12 protein-coding genes and 2 pseudogenes are annotated in these 16229 nt (G+C 37.9%); 7 read left to right on the top strand and 7 right to left on the bottom strand.

The annotated features are described in order from the left end of the window. Nucleotides 1–221: 221 nt before the first annotated feature. Complete coding sequence (locus MSBRW_RS11835; RefSeq protein WP_230669723.1) at nt 222–1136, bottom strand: YcdB/YcdC domain-containing protein; 915 nt, start codon at nt 1134–1136, stop codon at nt 222–224. Nucleotides 1137–1437: 301 nt separating this feature from the next. On the opposite strand from MSBRW_RS11835, the gene MSBRW_RS11830 reads away from it, so the two are divergent. Both MSBRW_RS11830 and MSBRW_RS22335 read left to right on the top strand, forming a co-directional pair. Continuing rightward, on the top strand, nt 1438–2793 hold the full coding sequence (locus MSBRW_RS11830) for an IS701-like element ISMba8 family transposase (protein ID WP_048102820.1): 1356 nt from the start codon (nt 1438–1440) through the stop codon (nt 2791–2793). Between the two features lie 333 nt (nt 2794–3126). Then, nucleotides 3127–3271: pseudogene (locus MSBRW_RS22335) on the top strand (IS110 family transposase); the annotation flags it as partial. Between the two features lie 227 nt (nt 3272–3498). On the opposite strand, the gene MSBRW_RS11825 reads toward MSBRW_RS22335, so the two are convergent. Together MSBRW_RS11825 and MSBRW_RS23930 are read right to left on the bottom strand one after the other, a co-directional pair. Next, complete coding sequence (locus MSBRW_RS11825; protein WP_011307468.1) at nt 3499–4209, bottom strand: SDR family NAD(P)-dependent oxidoreductase; 711 nt, start codon at nt 4207–4209, stop codon at nt 3499–3501. Nucleotides 4210–4546: 337 nt separating this feature from the next. Next, a complete protein-coding gene (locus MSBRW_RS23930) occupies nt 4547–4669 on the bottom strand; it encodes a hypothetical protein (RefSeq protein ID WP_268990260.1) in 123 nt (40 codons plus the stop codon). 661 nt (nt 4670–5330) lie between these two features. On the opposite strand from MSBRW_RS23930, the gene MSBRW_RS11815 reads away from it, so the two are divergent. Next, entirely contained in the window at nt 5331–6389 is a 1059-nt protein-coding gene (locus tag MSBRW_RS11815; RefSeq protein WP_230669721.1) for a right-handed parallel beta-helix repeat-containing protein, read from the top strand. 190 nt (nt 6390–6579) lie between these two features. On the opposite strand, the gene MSBRW_RS11810 is transcribed toward MSBRW_RS11815, so the two are convergent. The 3 genes from MSBRW_RS11810 to MSBRW_RS11800 form a co-directional block, all read right to left on the bottom strand. Continuing rightward, complete coding sequence (locus MSBRW_RS11810) at nt 6580–6840, bottom strand: UBP-type zinc finger domain-containing protein (RefSeq protein WP_011307470.1); 261 nt, start codon at nt 6838–6840, stop codon at nt 6580–6582. A gap of 107 nt (nt 6841–6947) precedes the next feature. After that, nucleotides 6948–7784, bottom strand: a complete 837-nt coding sequence (locus MSBRW_RS11805; protein WP_011307471.1) for an ABC transporter permease — start codon at nt 7782–7784, stop codon at nt 6948–6950. Between the two features lie 3 nt (nt 7785–7787). After that, nucleotides 7788–8717 carry an ATP-binding cassette domain-containing protein gene (locus MSBRW_RS11800; protein ID WP_080565367.1) on the bottom strand — a complete coding sequence of 310 codons (930 nt, stop codon included), beginning with the start codon at nt 8715–8717 and terminating at the stop codon, nt 7788–7790. Between the two features lie 435 nt (nt 8718–9152). On the opposite strand from MSBRW_RS11800, the gene glgX reads away from it, so the two are divergent. After that, nucleotides 9153–11477, top strand: a complete 2325-nt coding sequence (glgX, locus tag MSBRW_RS11795) for a glycogen debranching protein GlgX (protein WP_011307473.1) — start codon at nt 9153–9155, stop codon at nt 11475–11477. Nucleotides 11478–11582: 105 nt separating this feature from the next. Here glgX and MSBRW_RS11790 read toward each other — a convergent pair whose 3' ends face one another. Next, a complete protein-coding gene (locus tag MSBRW_RS11790; protein WP_011307474.1) occupies nt 11583–13283 on the bottom strand; it encodes a SulP family inorganic anion transporter in 1701 nt (566 codons plus the stop codon). A 931-nt stretch (nt 13284–14214) separates the two neighbouring features. Between MSBRW_RS11790 and MSBRW_RS11785 the strand changes: the two genes are divergently transcribed. From MSBRW_RS11785 to tnpA, 3 genes and pseudogenes are all read left to right on the top strand, one after another. Further along, the gene (locus MSBRW_RS11785; protein WP_011307475.1) at nt 14215–14577 is read left to right on the top strand and encodes a SpoIIAA family protein; all 363 of its coding nucleotides are present in this window, start codon (nt 14215–14217) and stop codon (nt 14575–14577) included. A gap of 400 nt (nt 14578–14977) precedes the next feature. Continuing rightward, a complete protein-coding gene (locus tag MSBRW_RS11780) occupies nt 14978–15475 on the top strand; it encodes a GNAT family N-acetyltransferase (protein ID WP_011307476.1) in 498 nt (165 codons plus the stop codon). A gap of 217 nt (nt 15476–15692) precedes the next feature. Further along, nucleotides 15693–16143, top strand: a pseudogene (gene tnpA / locus MSBRW_RS11775) (IS200/IS605-like element ISMba18 family transposase). The last annotated feature ends 86 nt before the right edge of the window (nt 16144–16229 follow it).

The raw sequence follows: 16229 nt of genomic DNA, 5'->3' as shown, positions 1-16229 counted from the left end.
TCACTCTACAGTCATTTAATTAATTATTAAGCAGGATAAGGATATAATTTTGGAAGCAATATTTCTGAACTGCAATCAAGAACTATCTCTTGTCTTAAAAAATAATGAGAAAAAAGAGGAATGAATGATTATAACTTTTTTGAACTAGAATTTTTGAACTAGAATTTTTGAACTAGAGCTCTTTTGAACTAGAGCTCTTTTGAACTAGGACTCTTTTGAACTTAGTCTCTGTAATAGTTAAACAGCAACATTTCTCCTGAATGCGCGTCAATCCATACTGAAGCAGGATAAGTATCGTCCCTTGCAAAACTTGAATCCATGAATCGGATCCACCATGCCAGATGAATTTTATCTTCCTCGTCCTCTTTCCAGACAAGGTTCGATGAAATAACTTTTACAGTACTTGCTTTTTCTTCTCCTATAGATGGTTTGTTACTCATGTATTCTTTGAGAATCTCAACTGCTTTTTCATCTGTAATGCTTGGTTCCGTATCAATGAGTGCTATCTCTTCTTCAGACATAGACCAGCTTTTGTCATAGCTTGAAACTTCGCCTGTTTCTGCATTAACATCAAGCAGTATTCCATCGGAAAGAGAAGGTATTCCCCTGATAATTCTTGCGTAACTTACATGATAATTTCCTGGAAGATCGTCAGCAGGAGGTTCTCTGTAGTTTACATATTCAAGCTCAATCTCATTAATTCTATCCGCTGAAACCCTGGATTCGATATATTCTTCTGCTATTTCCAGAGCATCATCTTTGCTTATACTGTCTCTGCCCTGTACATTCTTTGATCCATCGTATACAAAAAGTTGCTCTCCATTAGAGGCATCTATTCCTGCAAAGATGCTTTTTCCATTAGTTGTTTTTGAGCTTACTCGCCAGATTATCCCGAAATTTTCATCATCAATCAGTTCTCCATGGACAGATTCATTGATTACTTCCGGATTTTCTGATATTAGTTTGTTTTTTGCATCCTCAAAACTAATATTTACGTCTGCAGTTGATGGATCAAGGTATTTTGTTTGCTTTACGTCTTTTTTTGTAAATATTATTCCTTCCTCCTCAGAAGCAAAAGCTGCAAATATTGCACACGATAGTATCAAACCTAATATACAAATTAGCTTAAGTTTCACGATTTTCACCCCCTTAAATTCTTAAACACAAGTTTGAATTTCCTATAAATCGAGTTTCCTATTAATCGATTATTTGCAACATTTGTTGCATCTCCAAATTCGCCTTCGACTTCATTTTCTGCATAGTTAGCTGCTTCAGAAACAGCGACATTGATATAATATCAAAAATTTTTATAATGCTAATGAAAAATGAGTTATATTTGATATATATTTTATGACAAACTCATCTAACTTGACTTTGTCACATTTCCTTTTCACATCAACCGTGAAGTCCTAATTTTTCCTCTATAAATTTGGTTTAGTGAAACAAATAACAGATGATTTTATCAAGTCAAATAATATTTCTGTAGAAAAATACATTTCAGAGAAACATCTTGAATCCTATTTCCAAACGAAAACTCGTTGTGTTGTTTCAACCGGCATTGATTACCTTAATGGTTTGTTTCTTCTCCCCTATAGGAAAAATATGAGAAAAATGGCAATCTATTGTTGTAAATGCTCTAACAACCAATCACTAAGCCATTTTATCTCAACTTCTCCTTGGCGTCCTGCAGATCTCCTCAAATCTGTTCGAACATATGCCATTAAAACTATAGGCAAAAATGGTGTTCTTATACTTGACGAATCAAGCATAAAAAAATCTGGAAATAGTTCTGTTGGAGTTTCTCATCAGTATTGCGGCAACCTTGGAAAAAAGAATAATTGTCAGGTTGGTGTGTTCCTTGCTTATTTTAAGAAACAGAAGAGAATGTTGATTGATGAGAGATTATATCTCCCACAAAAATGGATTAATGACAAGGCACGTTGTTTAAAGGCTAAAATTCCTCCTGAGAAAATAAAGTTCCGAACCAAGCATGAGCTTGGCCTTGAAATGATTGATAACGCAATAGAGGAAGGTATTCCTTTTTCCTATGTTACAATGGATGGATTCTACGGTGAAAATCCGGAGTTATTGACAGAACTTGAAAATAGAGGCTTAACTTTTGTTGCAGATGTAGCGGTCGATACTCTTGTTTATATTGAGGAACCATTAGTTGGGATTCCTGAAAAAAAGGGAACAAGAGGAAGAAAACCCACAATTTCTAAGGTTTTGAATACATTATCAACAAGAATTGATTCTCTTTCCAGTTCAATTGATGGATGGAAACTTATCAAAGTTAGAAAAACGGAAAGAGGGTACAAAAAAGTCTATTTTAAGGCTATAAAAGTTTGGAGACGTCAAAATAAATTACCTTGTGAGAAGCCATTATGGCTTCTCATAAGTAAAGATGTAGAGTCTAATGACATTAAATATTCATTATGTAACGCTTCTGAGGATACTTCATTAGACGAACTTGCAAAAATGCAGAGCTCAAGGTACTGGATTGAGAGAGCATTTCAAGATGCAAAAGTATATTGTGGAATGTCTGAATACATGGTGAGAAGCTGGAATGCATGGCATCACCATATGGCATTGGTTATGCTTGCGATGCTTATTCTGTTGTCGTACAAAATAAAATTTATGAAATTTCATAAGATTTCACTTCATGGTGTCATTTTGATTATGAAATTCCATAATCCATTGAAGATATTAAATGCGGGAGAGCTTGCAAGAATATTAAATCATGATAATGAGATGAGAGACAGAGCAAGAGCAAGTAGATTGAAAGGTTCTTGACAAAAAACATGAGTAGGATTTTACTGAATTTTCGTTCTGGTTACTGATAAGTATGCAATTTTGAAAGTGAAAATGAAGGACATTACAAATAATTACTGTATTGATCAAGGTGAATAATGAGAAAACAAAAATGTCGAGTCAAAAATATTCAAAATAGGGGAATCAATTGGAAAAATATGTAGTAACAACTCCAAAAAAGAGATAATCTGACAATGTCAAGCTAATTAATAGATGATATTACTATTTAATCGGAAATTAATATGATGATTTTACATTTTATTAACAATGTAGCTTACGAGGCTGTTTTTACATTAATTCATATGAGAGAAAGCGGCAAGGAAAATTGCAAGGATAATATGGCACCTTATTATAAATGACGAGATGTATGAAGACTAGACCGGATATCAACCGGATATCAAAAGGAGATATTCAAAAGAGGAAGATTGTTGAGACCACGATATTCTCGGTTGATGAATGAATTAAAATAATGAGTTAAATAACCGTAATTATGGGATAAAATGAAGAAGGGAGTATGTGCAAAACAAATAATCACGTACCTTCATGCCAAAGAAAATGGAAAATTTATAAAAAAATAGACAAGTTTAAAGAAGAAAGAATAATTCTGGCAAAAGAATACAGTAAGACATGACAAAAATATTGTAAGTTCGCCAGAATTGCCGGATGCCCGCTCTTTGGTTTTTACAGTTAAAGCTGAGGGACTGGAAGAGCCTGTATCTCGATTATCTTCCCGGATGTAACTTTTGAATCAGGCGAGGCAAGTTCCAGCACCTTTTCTGCGATGTGCTCTGGCTTGAGCGAAGGTCTGTCCGAAAAGAGTGATCTGTACATATCCGTATCCACAGCGCCCGGGCAGATTGCATAGACTTTTATTTCTCCTTCCAGCTCGGCAGCAACGGACTCTGTTATGCCGTTTACTCCAAACTTCGAAGCACAGTATGCAGAAAAATCCGGAAGCCCGTGTAATCCTCCTACTGAAGATATATTGATGATTTTCCCATTATTGCTCTCCCTGATGTATGGAATTGCATACTTTGTGCAGAGAAAAACTCCTTTTAAGTTGGTGTCCATGGTTTGATTGTACTCTTCCAGGGTGGTATCTTCCAGCTTTTTTTTGTAGGCCACTCCTGCGTTGTTGACAAGAATATCAAGCCTGCCGCATTTGTCAATTGTCATTGAAATCAGGCGTCTTACGTCCTCCTCATTCTGCACGTCAGCCTGGACAGCCATGGCTTTACTGCCCATTGCTTTTAATTTATTTACCATCTCTTTGATTTCACTCTCATTCCTTGCTGCAATAACGATGTTTGCTCCCTCTTTTGCCAGAGCAAGGCAGATAGCTCTTCCTATCCCTTTGCTCCCCCCGGTTACAAGAGCTGTTTGACCTGCTAAACTCATTACTATCCCTTTTATCAGTTTATTTTTATCTAATTGTTTTTTATTAAATAATAGATAAAACGGATAAAAAAAGGGATATATTTTTGGAAATTAAGTTTCTGAAAAGAAGTTCTTCTCGTGAGAATGAACTTTTTGTTATTCTCAATTTCTTCGGTTGTCAGCCTCTTATGATAGGTGTAGGACTTACGCACTTCAAGTACGGAATCATAAGTTCATTAGGCATTGTAATTAAAACTCGTGTTTTAGATAGTTTGAGGTTTAATGCTATTGATTTATCAGTTCAACTGCGTAAGTCCTAAGGTGTAGTGATGGGCACTCAAGCCTAATTTTGACTTGATTAATTCTCATACCTTTTAAGATCTTTTTCCGCCTGGGTTGACCAGTCCCAAACTCCCAGGTTTGACCTCGTGGCAAGCCTGTAAAGAGCTACAAGGTACCCGTCCTGGATATGCCTGCTCAAATCTGGGGCAATTCTGCATTGGTTAAGTATATAGAAGATAGTGCTTGTTGAAAGAACAATCCCAAGAAGCACACGTTTTGAGGGCTATAGCTCTCGATTTTTATCCTCTTTTGAAACCTGTGGTTTCATTGAGAGCCCTGTATGAAAATCAAAAATAGAGAGCTCTATAAAGAGGCTACCCTACAAGGGCAACAATTCCGAAAATCAAGTGTAATATATGTTGAAAATCAAATTCGTTTTAGAATCTGCAATTGTTTGTATTATATATAATTTTGGTATGAGGCTTCGAGCTAATATTCACGAACTTGTCTTAGATATATGAATATGTTTGTAAAGGTATACAGGGTATCACTATTAGATATTTTTTGCATAAAACATATAAAGAATAATTCAATTATTGTAAAGTGAAATAGAAAATGGACATTCCAACCGCTACGGAGATCACGCTGTTACATGTATGGGTTCTAAAAAATAATGGGTTCTAAAAAATAGGTTCAAAAGCTTATATTTACATAAGAGTTTATGTTTACATAAATGATTGTTGGGATTCAAATATTTATTATATTACTTTTGGAAATTGGAAAAAGGCAATGGCAACGAGGGTGAGACCTTAAGAGGGTGAGACCTTAATTACCATATGTATTTTTTGAGATTGATAACTATGGATCTCTCACAAATTAATACAAAATTAATAATTATCTTATTGTTAATTTTTGTCGCCTCAATATTTTACACTTTCAATGCAAAGTATAGTGGAATATATCCTGAAAAATCTCTTGACAATATTAGCAACAATTCAATAAATGCTGACTTGCATTCCGGAGAGCCGGTAAAAAATAATCTGGATAATATTGACAATGATCCGATAGATGCTAAAATATACCCAGGAGATTCAGTACAGAACGCAATAAACACTGTGAGTTCTGGTGGCACTGTTATTGTTTACCCAGGGTTATATAAGGAGAATTTAGTTGTAGACAAACCGCTGAAGGTTATAAGCTCAAACGAAGGAGGATCTGCATATGCTTCTATTCAAGCTGCAGACCCAGAAAAAGATGTATTCCACATAACTGCGGATAATGTGACAATCAGCGGCTTCAATATAACTGGGTCACAGGATAAAGCTGGCATCTATTATAGTGGGTCTGGTGGCAACATCACTAGAAATAAACTAAGTTATAACAATTATGGAGTCTACTTTAACGACTCAAAGGTGAATATCCTGGAAAATAATGAAGTGAATAACAATTCACTTGGAATCTATCTAAGGAATTCTAATAATAACCAATTAAAAAGTAACAATATCACAGGCGTTGGGATATTTGTTGGCTTAGATAATAATGCAACAGGAATCTATCTTGAAGATTCAGACAACAATAAATTAATGAGTAACACCATAGCAAAGTTATGGGATGGCGTGAACTTCACTGAGTCTTCTAATAATGAGCTAAATAATAATTCGATTTTACATAATTATTTCAGCCTCAGTCTCATTAACTCAAATAATAATAAAGTTTTGAATAACACTATTGTGAGACGTGGATATTCATTTTCAGTTGTCCTTGCCAATTCTCAAAATAACACGTTACAAGGCAACAATAAAAATTTGAATACTGACTTCAAAATATACTATAGCTTTAAAAGCACAAACAATACGCTAGAAGGAGAACTCTATACATCAAACGAGCAGGGTACTGGCGGCGTTTTTAGAGTAATATAACGAAAAAGTTTACCTATAAGTAAAGAAGTTATTTTCCTCATGTATTTCCAATAATGACTTGCTGCTTTCAGTGAATCATGTTGCTATCAAAGGCTTGCGCGTGGATGATTATAGGCAACCGCTACGGGTGACAATTAACAGTCAAAACCCGGTTAATATTGTTCGAAAACCTGACATTCGCGTTATACTTTTACTCAAGATACTGGCGATCAATATAACAGTACTTCCAATCCTCACCTGGCTCGAAAGATTGGATTACAGGATGCCCGGTTTCTTCAAAATGCTTTGTTGCATGTTTATTTTTTGACTGATCACAGCAGCCCACATGCCCACAGGTCAGGCAAATCCTCAGGTGCACCCAGCTATCTCCGCTTTTCAGGCATTCCTCACATCCCTTTGAGCCCTGCTCTATGTTCTTTATTTTTATCATATTCCTGTGTGTGCAGACCATAGTGTTTACCCTCCTACTTTTCCTTTTTACTTTTCCTTTTTACTTTTCCTTTTTACTTTTCCTTTTTACTTTTATCTTTACAGCTTTAAAAATAAACAGTATTGCAATTATGTAACTGTGACCTTGGTAAACCTCCACCTCGCAATAAGAAACATTATCCCCGCAAAAGCCAGGAGAGCCAGGAAGGAGACAATAACCTCTCCCTGAGTGTAGGTATAGCGGAGCCCGATTGACGAGAATTCGCTCCCTATTGCAAAATACCTGATTCCGCTGACAAGATGTGTGAGTGGATTAACTGTGGACAGAGCCCGGAGCATGGGAGGAAATGAATTCGCAGGATAAAGTGCATTGCTCGTAAAAAAGAAAGGCATAGTAAGCAGGGTTATCACAGCCTGCATTCCTTCCGGGCTTTCCATTGTTATTGCTATTGCAGCCGAAAGGAAAAGAAACCCGAGAGAAAATGCTCCTATAAAAAGCATGATCCCAAAGAGTGAAACCAGAACCTGTATTGCTGTGTAACCTTCAAAAAACTGGACTCCTAGTAAGAGCCCAAAAACCAGGATCACAGTGGCCTGGATAAAGGATTTTGTCATGGCTGAAAGTCCTATCCCTATGATTATATGGATTCTTGGCAGAGGACTTGAAAGGGTCTCACGCATAAGCCCCCAGTTTTTGTCAAATAACAGCACTGTCCCCCCAAAAAGGCTTGTAAAAAGCGTGGTCATGGCAATTACGCCTGCACCTATAAATGTCAGGTATCCCACAGCCCTCACTCCAGGAATGACTGGCATGGTTGCAGTAAGCCTTTCAAAGTTGTTTGACATTGCTACTCCGAAAAAAGCCAGCCAGAGTGCAGGCTGGACAAGGGATGTAAACAGGAGAGTTCGGAACCGGACAAACCTTAGCATGTCCCGCCAGTATATAGTAAGAAAGCCTTTATGCATCTATTAACGCCTTCCTGGTTTTACCACTGTCGTTTTTTCGGTCCCTGTATCCCTTAGCTCCCTTCCGGTATAATGGACAAAAACGTCGTCCATTGATGGCTTTTTAAGGTTTACGGCCCTGATCTTAATCCCCCCGTTCCGAAGTTTATCCATGATCTCAGGCAGCAGGTAGGTACCGTCCACATTGACCATGGCAATTATTCCTTTTGATTTGCCTCGAACCCCTTTTACAGTATCAAGTTTCTCTAACAGGCTGGAAGCTCCCCTGTTATCACTTGTTTCGAGATATATAAGATCCTCACCAAGCGCATTTTTTAACTCCCAGGGTTTGCCTGTGACAATGATTTCACCATGATCTATGATGTTTATTCTGTCACTGAGCTGGTCGGCTTCGTCCATGTAATGGGTTGTCAGGAAAATAGTTGTGCCCTGCCGGTTGATGTCCTTTACGTAATCCCAGATTCTTATTCTTGTCTGAGGGTCAAGCCCGATTGTAGGCTCGTCCATGAAAAGCACTCTCGGACGGGTCATGAGCCCTCTTGCAATCTCAAGTCTGCGCTTCATTCCGCCGCTCAGATGTCTTGTCAGGACATCCCTTTTTGCTTCAAGCTCTACCAGACTGAGTAATTCGTCAACACGCGCCTGTCTTTGAACTTTTGGCATGGAATAGAGCCTTCCGTGGTATTCAAGAATCTCCCGAACAGTCATATCCCTATCAAGAGTTAACTCCTGAAAGACAATCCCTATTGATTCCCTGACTTTTTCAGGCTCGGTTCTCAAATCATAGCCTGCAATAGTTACTCTTCCTTTCTGCATAGGCAGGAGAGTGGTAAGAATATTAATTACAGTACTCTTCCCAGCCCCGTTTGGCCCGAGAAAAGAAAATATCTCCCCTTTTTTTACCGTAAAACTGATGTTATCGACAGCTTTTATCTCGCCGAAAAAATATTCAAGGTTATTTACTTCTATGATATTGTCTTCCAGAACCGGTACTCCATCTGCTTCTATCTGTAAAGGAAAATAAATCTTTCATTGATAAATAAGTATATTGATAAATAGGTATTTTTCCGGAATTTCTACAGAAAGTAAACTGGTTAATGAATCTAGACAAAGCCATAGATAAGTATTGAAAGCAACATAATGAGTTTTTATAGGCTGCTGGGAAGGGAAATTTCGTGAAATTGCTCTCTTCGCAATTCTAAATGGACAAGACAAAGGCAGCAAAAATTATTTGCTTAAAAGAAGAAAAATAAAGTAAACAGGTTAGCAAGTAATCTGTCAACGACTGAAAAGCTGGATTATCTGAGTTACATTTTGATCTGAGTAGCAGTTTGCAGAACTTCAGGCATTCTTCCAGAAACCCAAAAAATGTTAGGAGAATTATATACGGACCACAAACAGAATTTAAAGGAATATCACTATATTATCGAAAGAGGATATCCACATCCTCTTGGGGCAACGCCTGATGAAAATGGAGTAAATTTTTCTATTTATTCCGAACATGCAGATTACGTTGAACTTTTGCTTTTTGATAAGTGTGATGATCTGAACCCTGCTCTTATCCTTTACACAAACAGAGTTGGAGAACTTACCCATTCTGAAAATATTGAGAACTCAGTTAAGGTTTCCGAGGATATTGAAAATATTGAAAGCTCAGTTAAGGTTTCCGAGGATATTGAAAATATTGAGAGCTCAGTTAAGGTTTCCGAGAATAGTGAAACCACTGAAGCCACAAGTATTGCCCTTAATAAAACCTTCCACTTCTGGCATGTATATGTGCGAGGCCTGAAGCCTGGAGTCCACTATGCATATCGAATAGGTGGTCCTTTTGATCCCTCCAGAGGATGCCGTTTTGATGGAGATAAGGTCCTGATAGATCCTTATTCTAAAGGAAACAACAAAACACTCTGGAACAGAGAAAAAGCCTGCATGCCAGGAGACAACCTTGCGTTTTCTATGCGTAGCGTGGTAATTGATATGTCCCACTACAAATGGGGAAATAACAGTCACGTAACTGCAGAAAAGATATATGAGATGCCCGGAATGGGCGAAAAGCTCTACGGCAAAAAAAGGCTGCAAGAACTGAATGAAACCATCATCTATGAGCTACATGTAGGCGGATTCACCCGATCTCCAACATCAGGGGCTACAGCGTCCGGTACATTTTCAGGAGTAATTGACAAAATTCCATATCTCAAGGAACTTGGTATCACAGCTGTAGAATTAATGCCTGTCTTTGATTTTGATGATGCAACAAGCCTTGACGGAAGAAAACAATACTGGGGCTATGACCCTATATGTTTTTTTGCGCCTCATAGCGGCTATTGTGTGAATCCTGAGTATGGGGCTCATATGGAAGAATTCAGGGACATGGTAAGAGCTTTGCACAAAGCTGGAATTGAGGTAGTTCTTGATGTGGTCTTCAACCATACAGCTGAAGGAGACAACCTGGGTCCGGTATTTTCTTTCAAGGGTATAGATAACAGCATATATTATCTCCTGGAACCTGACGAGCAATACTACAGCAATTACTCGGGTTGTGGAAACACAGTGAGCTGCAACCATCCGATTTCCCAAAAATTGATAGTTGATTGCTTGAAATACTGGGCAAAAGAGATGCATGTTGATGGTTTTCGTTTTGATGAGGGCTCTATCCTTTCGCTGGATACCAATGGGAAGGTTATGAAGTATCCTCCTGTTATATGGCAGATTGAACTTGACGATGCTCTCGGATACATAAAAGTGATTGCTGAAGCCTGGGATGCAGCTGCACTCAATCAGGTAGGATACTTCCCGGGCCCAAGGTGGGCTGAATGGAACGGTTATTATCGGGATGAGATCCGCCGCTTTGTAAGAGGAGATCCCGGGATTGTAAGGAGGGTTGCAAGCCGGATTGCCGGGAGCCCTGACCTCTACCAGTCCGAATCAAGGCTTCCGATCAATAGTGTTAATTTCGTGACTTGCCATGATGGATTTACACTTAACGACCTTGTTTCGTATAACCACAAACATAATGAGGCTAACGGGGAAAATAACAGGGATGGAATTGAGAATAATTTAAGCTGGAACTGCGGGGTTGAGGGAGAGACCGAAGACCCGGAGGTCGAAACCTTGCGGGAAAGACAGATCAAAAATTTCGCTGCAATTCTGTTGCTGTCTATAGGGGTTCCGATGATTTGCATGGGAGATGAAGTCAGACGCACTCAGAAAGGCAACAACAATGCTTATTGCCAGGATAATGAGACCAGCTGGTTTGACTGGGACTTAGTAGAGAAAAATCACGATATGTTCCGTTTCTGGAAATTGATGATTGATTTTCGGAAACGCCATACTACTATCCTTCGCCCCCGATATTTTACAGGCAAAGAAAACGAACGCGGGCTAAAAGATATTTCCTGGCATGGGTGTAAGCTCTACAGTCCAGGCTGGGATGACCCTCATGCAAGAGCCCTTTCTTTTACCATGGGGGAACCAGGAGATGAAGAAGATATACATGTTCTGATGAATATGTACTGGGAGCCTCTTGAGTTCGAAATTCCAGAACTCAAAGGTATAAGTAGAAGCTGGTATAGAGCAGTCGATACTTTCCTGCCTTCTCCTCAGGAAATTGCCGGAGCCGGAGAAGAAACTCAGGTCAACGGGAACAGCTACATTGTGCAGGGTAGGAGTGTAGTTGTGCTAATTTCAAAGTGACCGCCTAAAAAAAGGATTCCAGTGCAAAAAGGATTACAGTGCAGAAATTCCGGGCACTGGGAAAAGTTGAAGCTTTAAGATTAGTGTGAAAAATTATCTGTAGATCTAGCGTAACGAACTATCTGTTGATCTCTTATACTCTTCTATAACATCCTGAACTGATTCAAAGATATGGTCTTTACCAATCATTTGAGTTATGCCGTCTCTATCCAGCTCATTCATCACAGGCTGTACTACTTCACTTAATACAAGAGTAATGTCCAGTTTTTGCAGTTCTGTATACACTTTTTTGAGTGTCTCTGCAGAGGTGAAATCGATATCTCCAATGTTTGTGGCAGAAATGCAAAACCATTTAAGTGAACCATTTTTTATGGCAAGATCTATTATTTCTTCCGCGAAGCGGCCTTCGTTAGCAAAGTAGAGGTTTGAACCAAAACGGTAGATTAACAATCCTTCAACAGCTTGCTGCCCACTTTCTAGTGGAAACGTCTTCATGGCCCCTCCGGCCTTTGGAACAAGCAGCAAATTAAGTGGCCTGTAACTATGGCGCAGGTGAGCAATGATCGAGAGTACAATAGCTATAAGGATTCCCTGCTCGACACCTATAACTACGACCGTTATAGCCGTTATCAAGGCGACAGCAAACTCGACAGGTCGTTGTCTGTGAAGGGAGGTCATCCCTTTGATATCGATAAGATGCAAACCAATGAGGAATACCATAGACGAAAGTACAGCTGTGGGTAAATAGGCGAATGGCCTGGTAAAGAACAATAGGACTAATATAACAGTGAAGACCGTTGTGAGCTGAGTAAGCTGTGTCCGACCTCCGGCATTTTTGATCATTTCAGTCTTGGTTGGACTGCCGTTGACAACGAAAGTCCCTGATATCCCTGCCGCCGCATTAGCAAGGCTCAATCCGATGAGATCTGTATTTTCATTAAAAGTGTCGGAAAACTTAATGGCATAAGCACGAGATGTTGCAGCACTCTGGGCAAGGATAATTATAAAACAAGAAATGGATATGTTAAAGATCTCTGGGAGATTTGAAAGCGGGATTTGAGGTAAAGAAATTTGCGGCAGACCTTGTGGTACTGCGCCAAGGATGCTAATCCCGTAAGAAGAAAGATCTAATATCCGGCTTGCAGCAATTGCGCCAATAATCGCTATTAATGAACCTGGAAATTTGTGGCTGAGCTTTTCGCCAAGAACAATAACCCCGATTACGGATAATGAGACTAGGAGTGTGGAAGTATTCGTAAGCGAGAGGTTTCTTACTAAGGAGAGAATCTGCACAGATGTTCCATCCGGTTCTGAAGGTATCCCAAGCATCCCGCTAATCTGTGATATAGAGATATAGATACCAACACCTGTGAGAAATCCTATCAAAATCGTATAGGAAAGGAAGTCCGCGAGAAAACCAAGTTGTAGCAGGCCTCCAAGGAAAAGCAAGATTGCTACGAGTAAAGCGATTGCGCTCGCATATGCGACATATTGGGAAGATCCCGGCACGGCTATCGTTGTTAGTCCACTTGCTATAATTGCCGCGGTTGCGGAATCGGCGCCAACGACAAGATGACGGGATGAACCAAAAATGGCAAAAGCTAACATTGGAAACAGGATCGTGTAGATTCCAGTAACTACAGGCATGCCTGCAATTTTAGTGTATCCCATCACTTCGGGGATGGCAAACGCTGCGAATGTTATCCCTGCGGCGATTTCCAGGGGTATTTGCTTGGATTTGAGGGGTAATATTCCCTGAAAGAGGGAATAATGAAAAGATCTTCTGGAATTCTGCGCAGGTTTCATATTTGCTTTAATCTCCTTATAATAAGGTAATTTTTTGGTTGAAATCCTTGAATGACGGATGTATCAAACCAATCAAATATCCGCCTGGATTTGCGAACCTTTGATCTTATCTTGCAGATCATATGTTTAGACATACAGTTTTAATTATAATTATCGATCGGTTTCTATTGGTTTTTATCTTTCTTCATTCAATGACTTCTGGTTATTTGCAACTATTCGGAGTAATCAAAATCGGTCTATTGATGTTGATTTTTAATTATCACAGACATAAAATTGCTAACCCCTGCAAAACTGAGAAACGAAAGCAATAGTCAACAATTTAAAAAATGAACTCTCTAAAAAGTGCCCATTACAGTTTATACAAGATGACTAATGATGTTGTTTTATCCAAGCTGAATAGTTACGGTTATTCTACTGGAAACTTTTAATTTTATTAGGACTTACGTACTTAAGATACGAAATCAAATACAGTCAACTTTGTAGTTTAAAATATTATTTTGAACAGTTTAGATTAAATTATTGTTCTGAACATTTTGTTTTAAATTGGTATTTTGGACAGTTAAAGGTTTGATGATATTGTTTTCTCAATTCAACCGCGTAAGTCCTATTTATTTTTCGTGGTGAATCTTTTGAATATGACGTGAATATAATGGTTTGAGTCTAATGGTTTGAGTCAAAGTTTATATTATTTCAAAATAATAAATTAAATACTACTCTAATTAAAAACTCTAATTAAAAACTCTAATTAAAAACTCTAATTAAAAACTCTAATTAAAAACTCAAATTAAAAACTCAAATTAAAAACTTAAAAATTTAATGGCATAAGGTTAAGAAAATTATATTGAATTGCTATCGGATAGCAATTTGCAGGAAAAACCATTTGAATATATTATGAAGTGCCAAATTTCTCGTATACTAAAGGGGGAGTTAAATGATAAAGATTATGCAGGGTTTGCCGGGAAATGTCGTAGCAGTCAATGTAAGTGGAGAAGTAACTGGAGATGACTACAAAAATGTGTTAATTCCTGCTGTTGAGGAAAAAATCCAGAAGTACGGTAAGGTTCGTATTCTTTATTACATGGATAAGGATCTTGAGTGGTTTACCCTTAATGCCATGCTGGAGGATGCCAAGGTTGGCATACTGAACATTACAGACTTTGAAAAGATTGCAGTTGTTTCAGACGTGGACTGGATGAATGTTGCCGTTGAAATCTTTAAGTTTATTGTTCCTTTTCCGGTGAGAACCTATAAGAATGAAGAGCTTTCTGAAGCAGAAGCATGGATTAGTGAATGAACTTTCATAAAAATGATAGGTTAAAAATCAAGGCTCTTCGCTATTTGATGGGCAAATTTATAGCTACTTCTTTAATGATGAGCCTATCCCGAAACTCAAAATTTGATTTTTGAATCTCGTATTGGGACGATCAATTGAATTCTTAATCACTAAAATGATCCTGAAAACTCATGATGATTTAGAATAAAATAAGTTTTGGGATAGGCTCATCCATTAATTTTGCCAAGCCTTGACCCTTTTTCTGTAAATTTCATGAGATAAGGCAAAGCTGCAGTACTTCCTTGTGTTTGTCTCAAATTTTAGATTCCACGTAACGACCATCAGGAAACCTTTAAAATAATCCAATCTGATTGAATTACTTTTTAATACAAGAAAATTAAGTTTTTAAAGGCAGATCAAAATGTGCAAAGTTATTTTTGATGAAATAAAGGAAGAACATCTGAATGATGTTTTGGAAATTTATACCCACTATGTTCTCAACACAAATGTAACCTTTCACGCGCATGCTTTCTCAAAAGATGAAATGCGAGAATTGGTATTCTTTGAAAATCCTAAATATAAAACTTTTGTCATAAAATCTGCTGATAAAATTAATGGATATGTAATATTGACTCAGTACAAAAAGCGTGAAGCATACGATGGAACTGCTGAAGTAACTGTATACTTAAAGCCGGATTACATCGGTAAAGGCATAGGCATCCAGGCTGTTAAGTTCATTGAAGATGTTGCAAAAAAGCAAAATATTCACGTACTTATTGCGACAATATGCGGAGAAAATTCTAAGAGTATTAATTTATTTGTAAGAAACGGCTTTAGCAAATGTGCACATTATAAGGAAGTAGGTGAGAAATTTGGGCAACTGCTAGATGTAATGGCATACCAAAAAATAATATTATAATGCTTATATCACAATGCTTTACGCCATTGATAGTACGTTCTTTATAAATAACCAGCCAAAAGTTGAACTTTTTCTATATATCTAAAAATAGGTTTTGGGATAGGCTCGATCTTTATTTCATTCGAATACCCCGCTAGCTTGCTGCGGGGATGGAAAACTTCCCCGAGAACCGTTGTTAAATAACTACCTTATATTTTTAGCTACATTTGTACTGTAAATGGAACTCAGACATGCTTAACCATTGTGTCTATAAAATAAGATACCACATGGTTTTTTGTATGAAATATCGGAAAAAGCTTCTTTTAGATGCTGAAATCATTAGTTTTTTGAAAACCATATGCTTTGGAATTGGTGAAAGGTACTGTTTTGAGTTTGATGCAATTGGTACTGATGGTGATCATGTCCATCTTTTTGTTGGTGCCGAACCAAAATATTCTCCTTCAAGAGTAATGCAAATAATAAAAAGCATTACAGCAAGACAAATTTTTAAGCAATACCCCGAGATCAAAAAACAGCTTTGGGGTAGTGAACTGTGGAGTGATGGAGGATACATCGGAACCGTAGGAGATGGAACAACTTCCGATGTAATAAAAAGCTATATTGAAAATCAGGGAAATCAGGAAGAAAAAGAAGCATACAAACAAATGAAAATAATCGATTTTCAATAAGCCAATACAACCGAGCGGTGGCGCGAACATACCCCGTTGCTTGCAGCGGGGTGCGCCAGCGCAACTTTGATTTTTGAGCATTATTT

Origin of the sequence: Methanosarcina barkeri str. Wiesmoor (assembly GCF_000969985.1) — an archaeon.
Classification (GTDB): domain Archaea; phylum Halobacteriota; class Methanosarcinia; order Methanosarcinales; family Methanosarcinaceae; genus Methanosarcina; species Methanosarcina barkeri_B.
Note: the sequence above shows the minus strand (reverse complement) of the source record. Positions and strands in the feature narration are given on the sequence as shown.

Bases quoted from the DNA above. Each gene is read 5' to 3' on its own strand.
- MSBRW_RS11825 (WP_011307468.1), bottom strand. From the start codon at position 4,209: ATGAGTTTAGCAGGTCAAACAGCTCTTGTAACCGGGGGGAGCAAAGGG.
- MSBRW_RS11815 (WP_230669721.1), top strand. From the start codon at position 5,331: ATGGATCTCTCACAAATTAATACAAAATTAATAATTATCTTATTGTTA.
- MSBRW_RS11810 (WP_011307470.1), bottom strand. From the start codon at position 6,840: ATGGTCTGCACACACAGGAATATGATAAAAATAAAGAACATAGAGCAG.
- MSBRW_RS11805 (WP_011307471.1), bottom strand. From the start codon at position 7,784: ATGCATAAAGGCTTTCTTACTATATACTGGCGGGACATGCTAAGGTTT.
- glgX (WP_011307473.1), top strand. From the start codon at position 9,153: ATGTTAGGAGAATTATATACGGACCACAAACAGAATTTAAAGGAATAT.
- MSBRW_RS11790 (WP_011307474.1), bottom strand. From the start codon at position 13,283: ATGAAACCTGCGCAGAATTCCAGAAGATCTTTTCATTATTCCCTCTTT.
- MSBRW_RS11785 (WP_011307475.1), top strand. From the start codon at position 14,215: ATGATAAAGATTATGCAGGGTTTGCCGGGAAATGTCGTAGCAGTCAAT.
- MSBRW_RS11780 (WP_011307476.1), top strand. From the start codon at position 14,978: ATGTGCAAAGTTATTTTTGATGAAATAAAGGAAGAACATCTGAATGAT.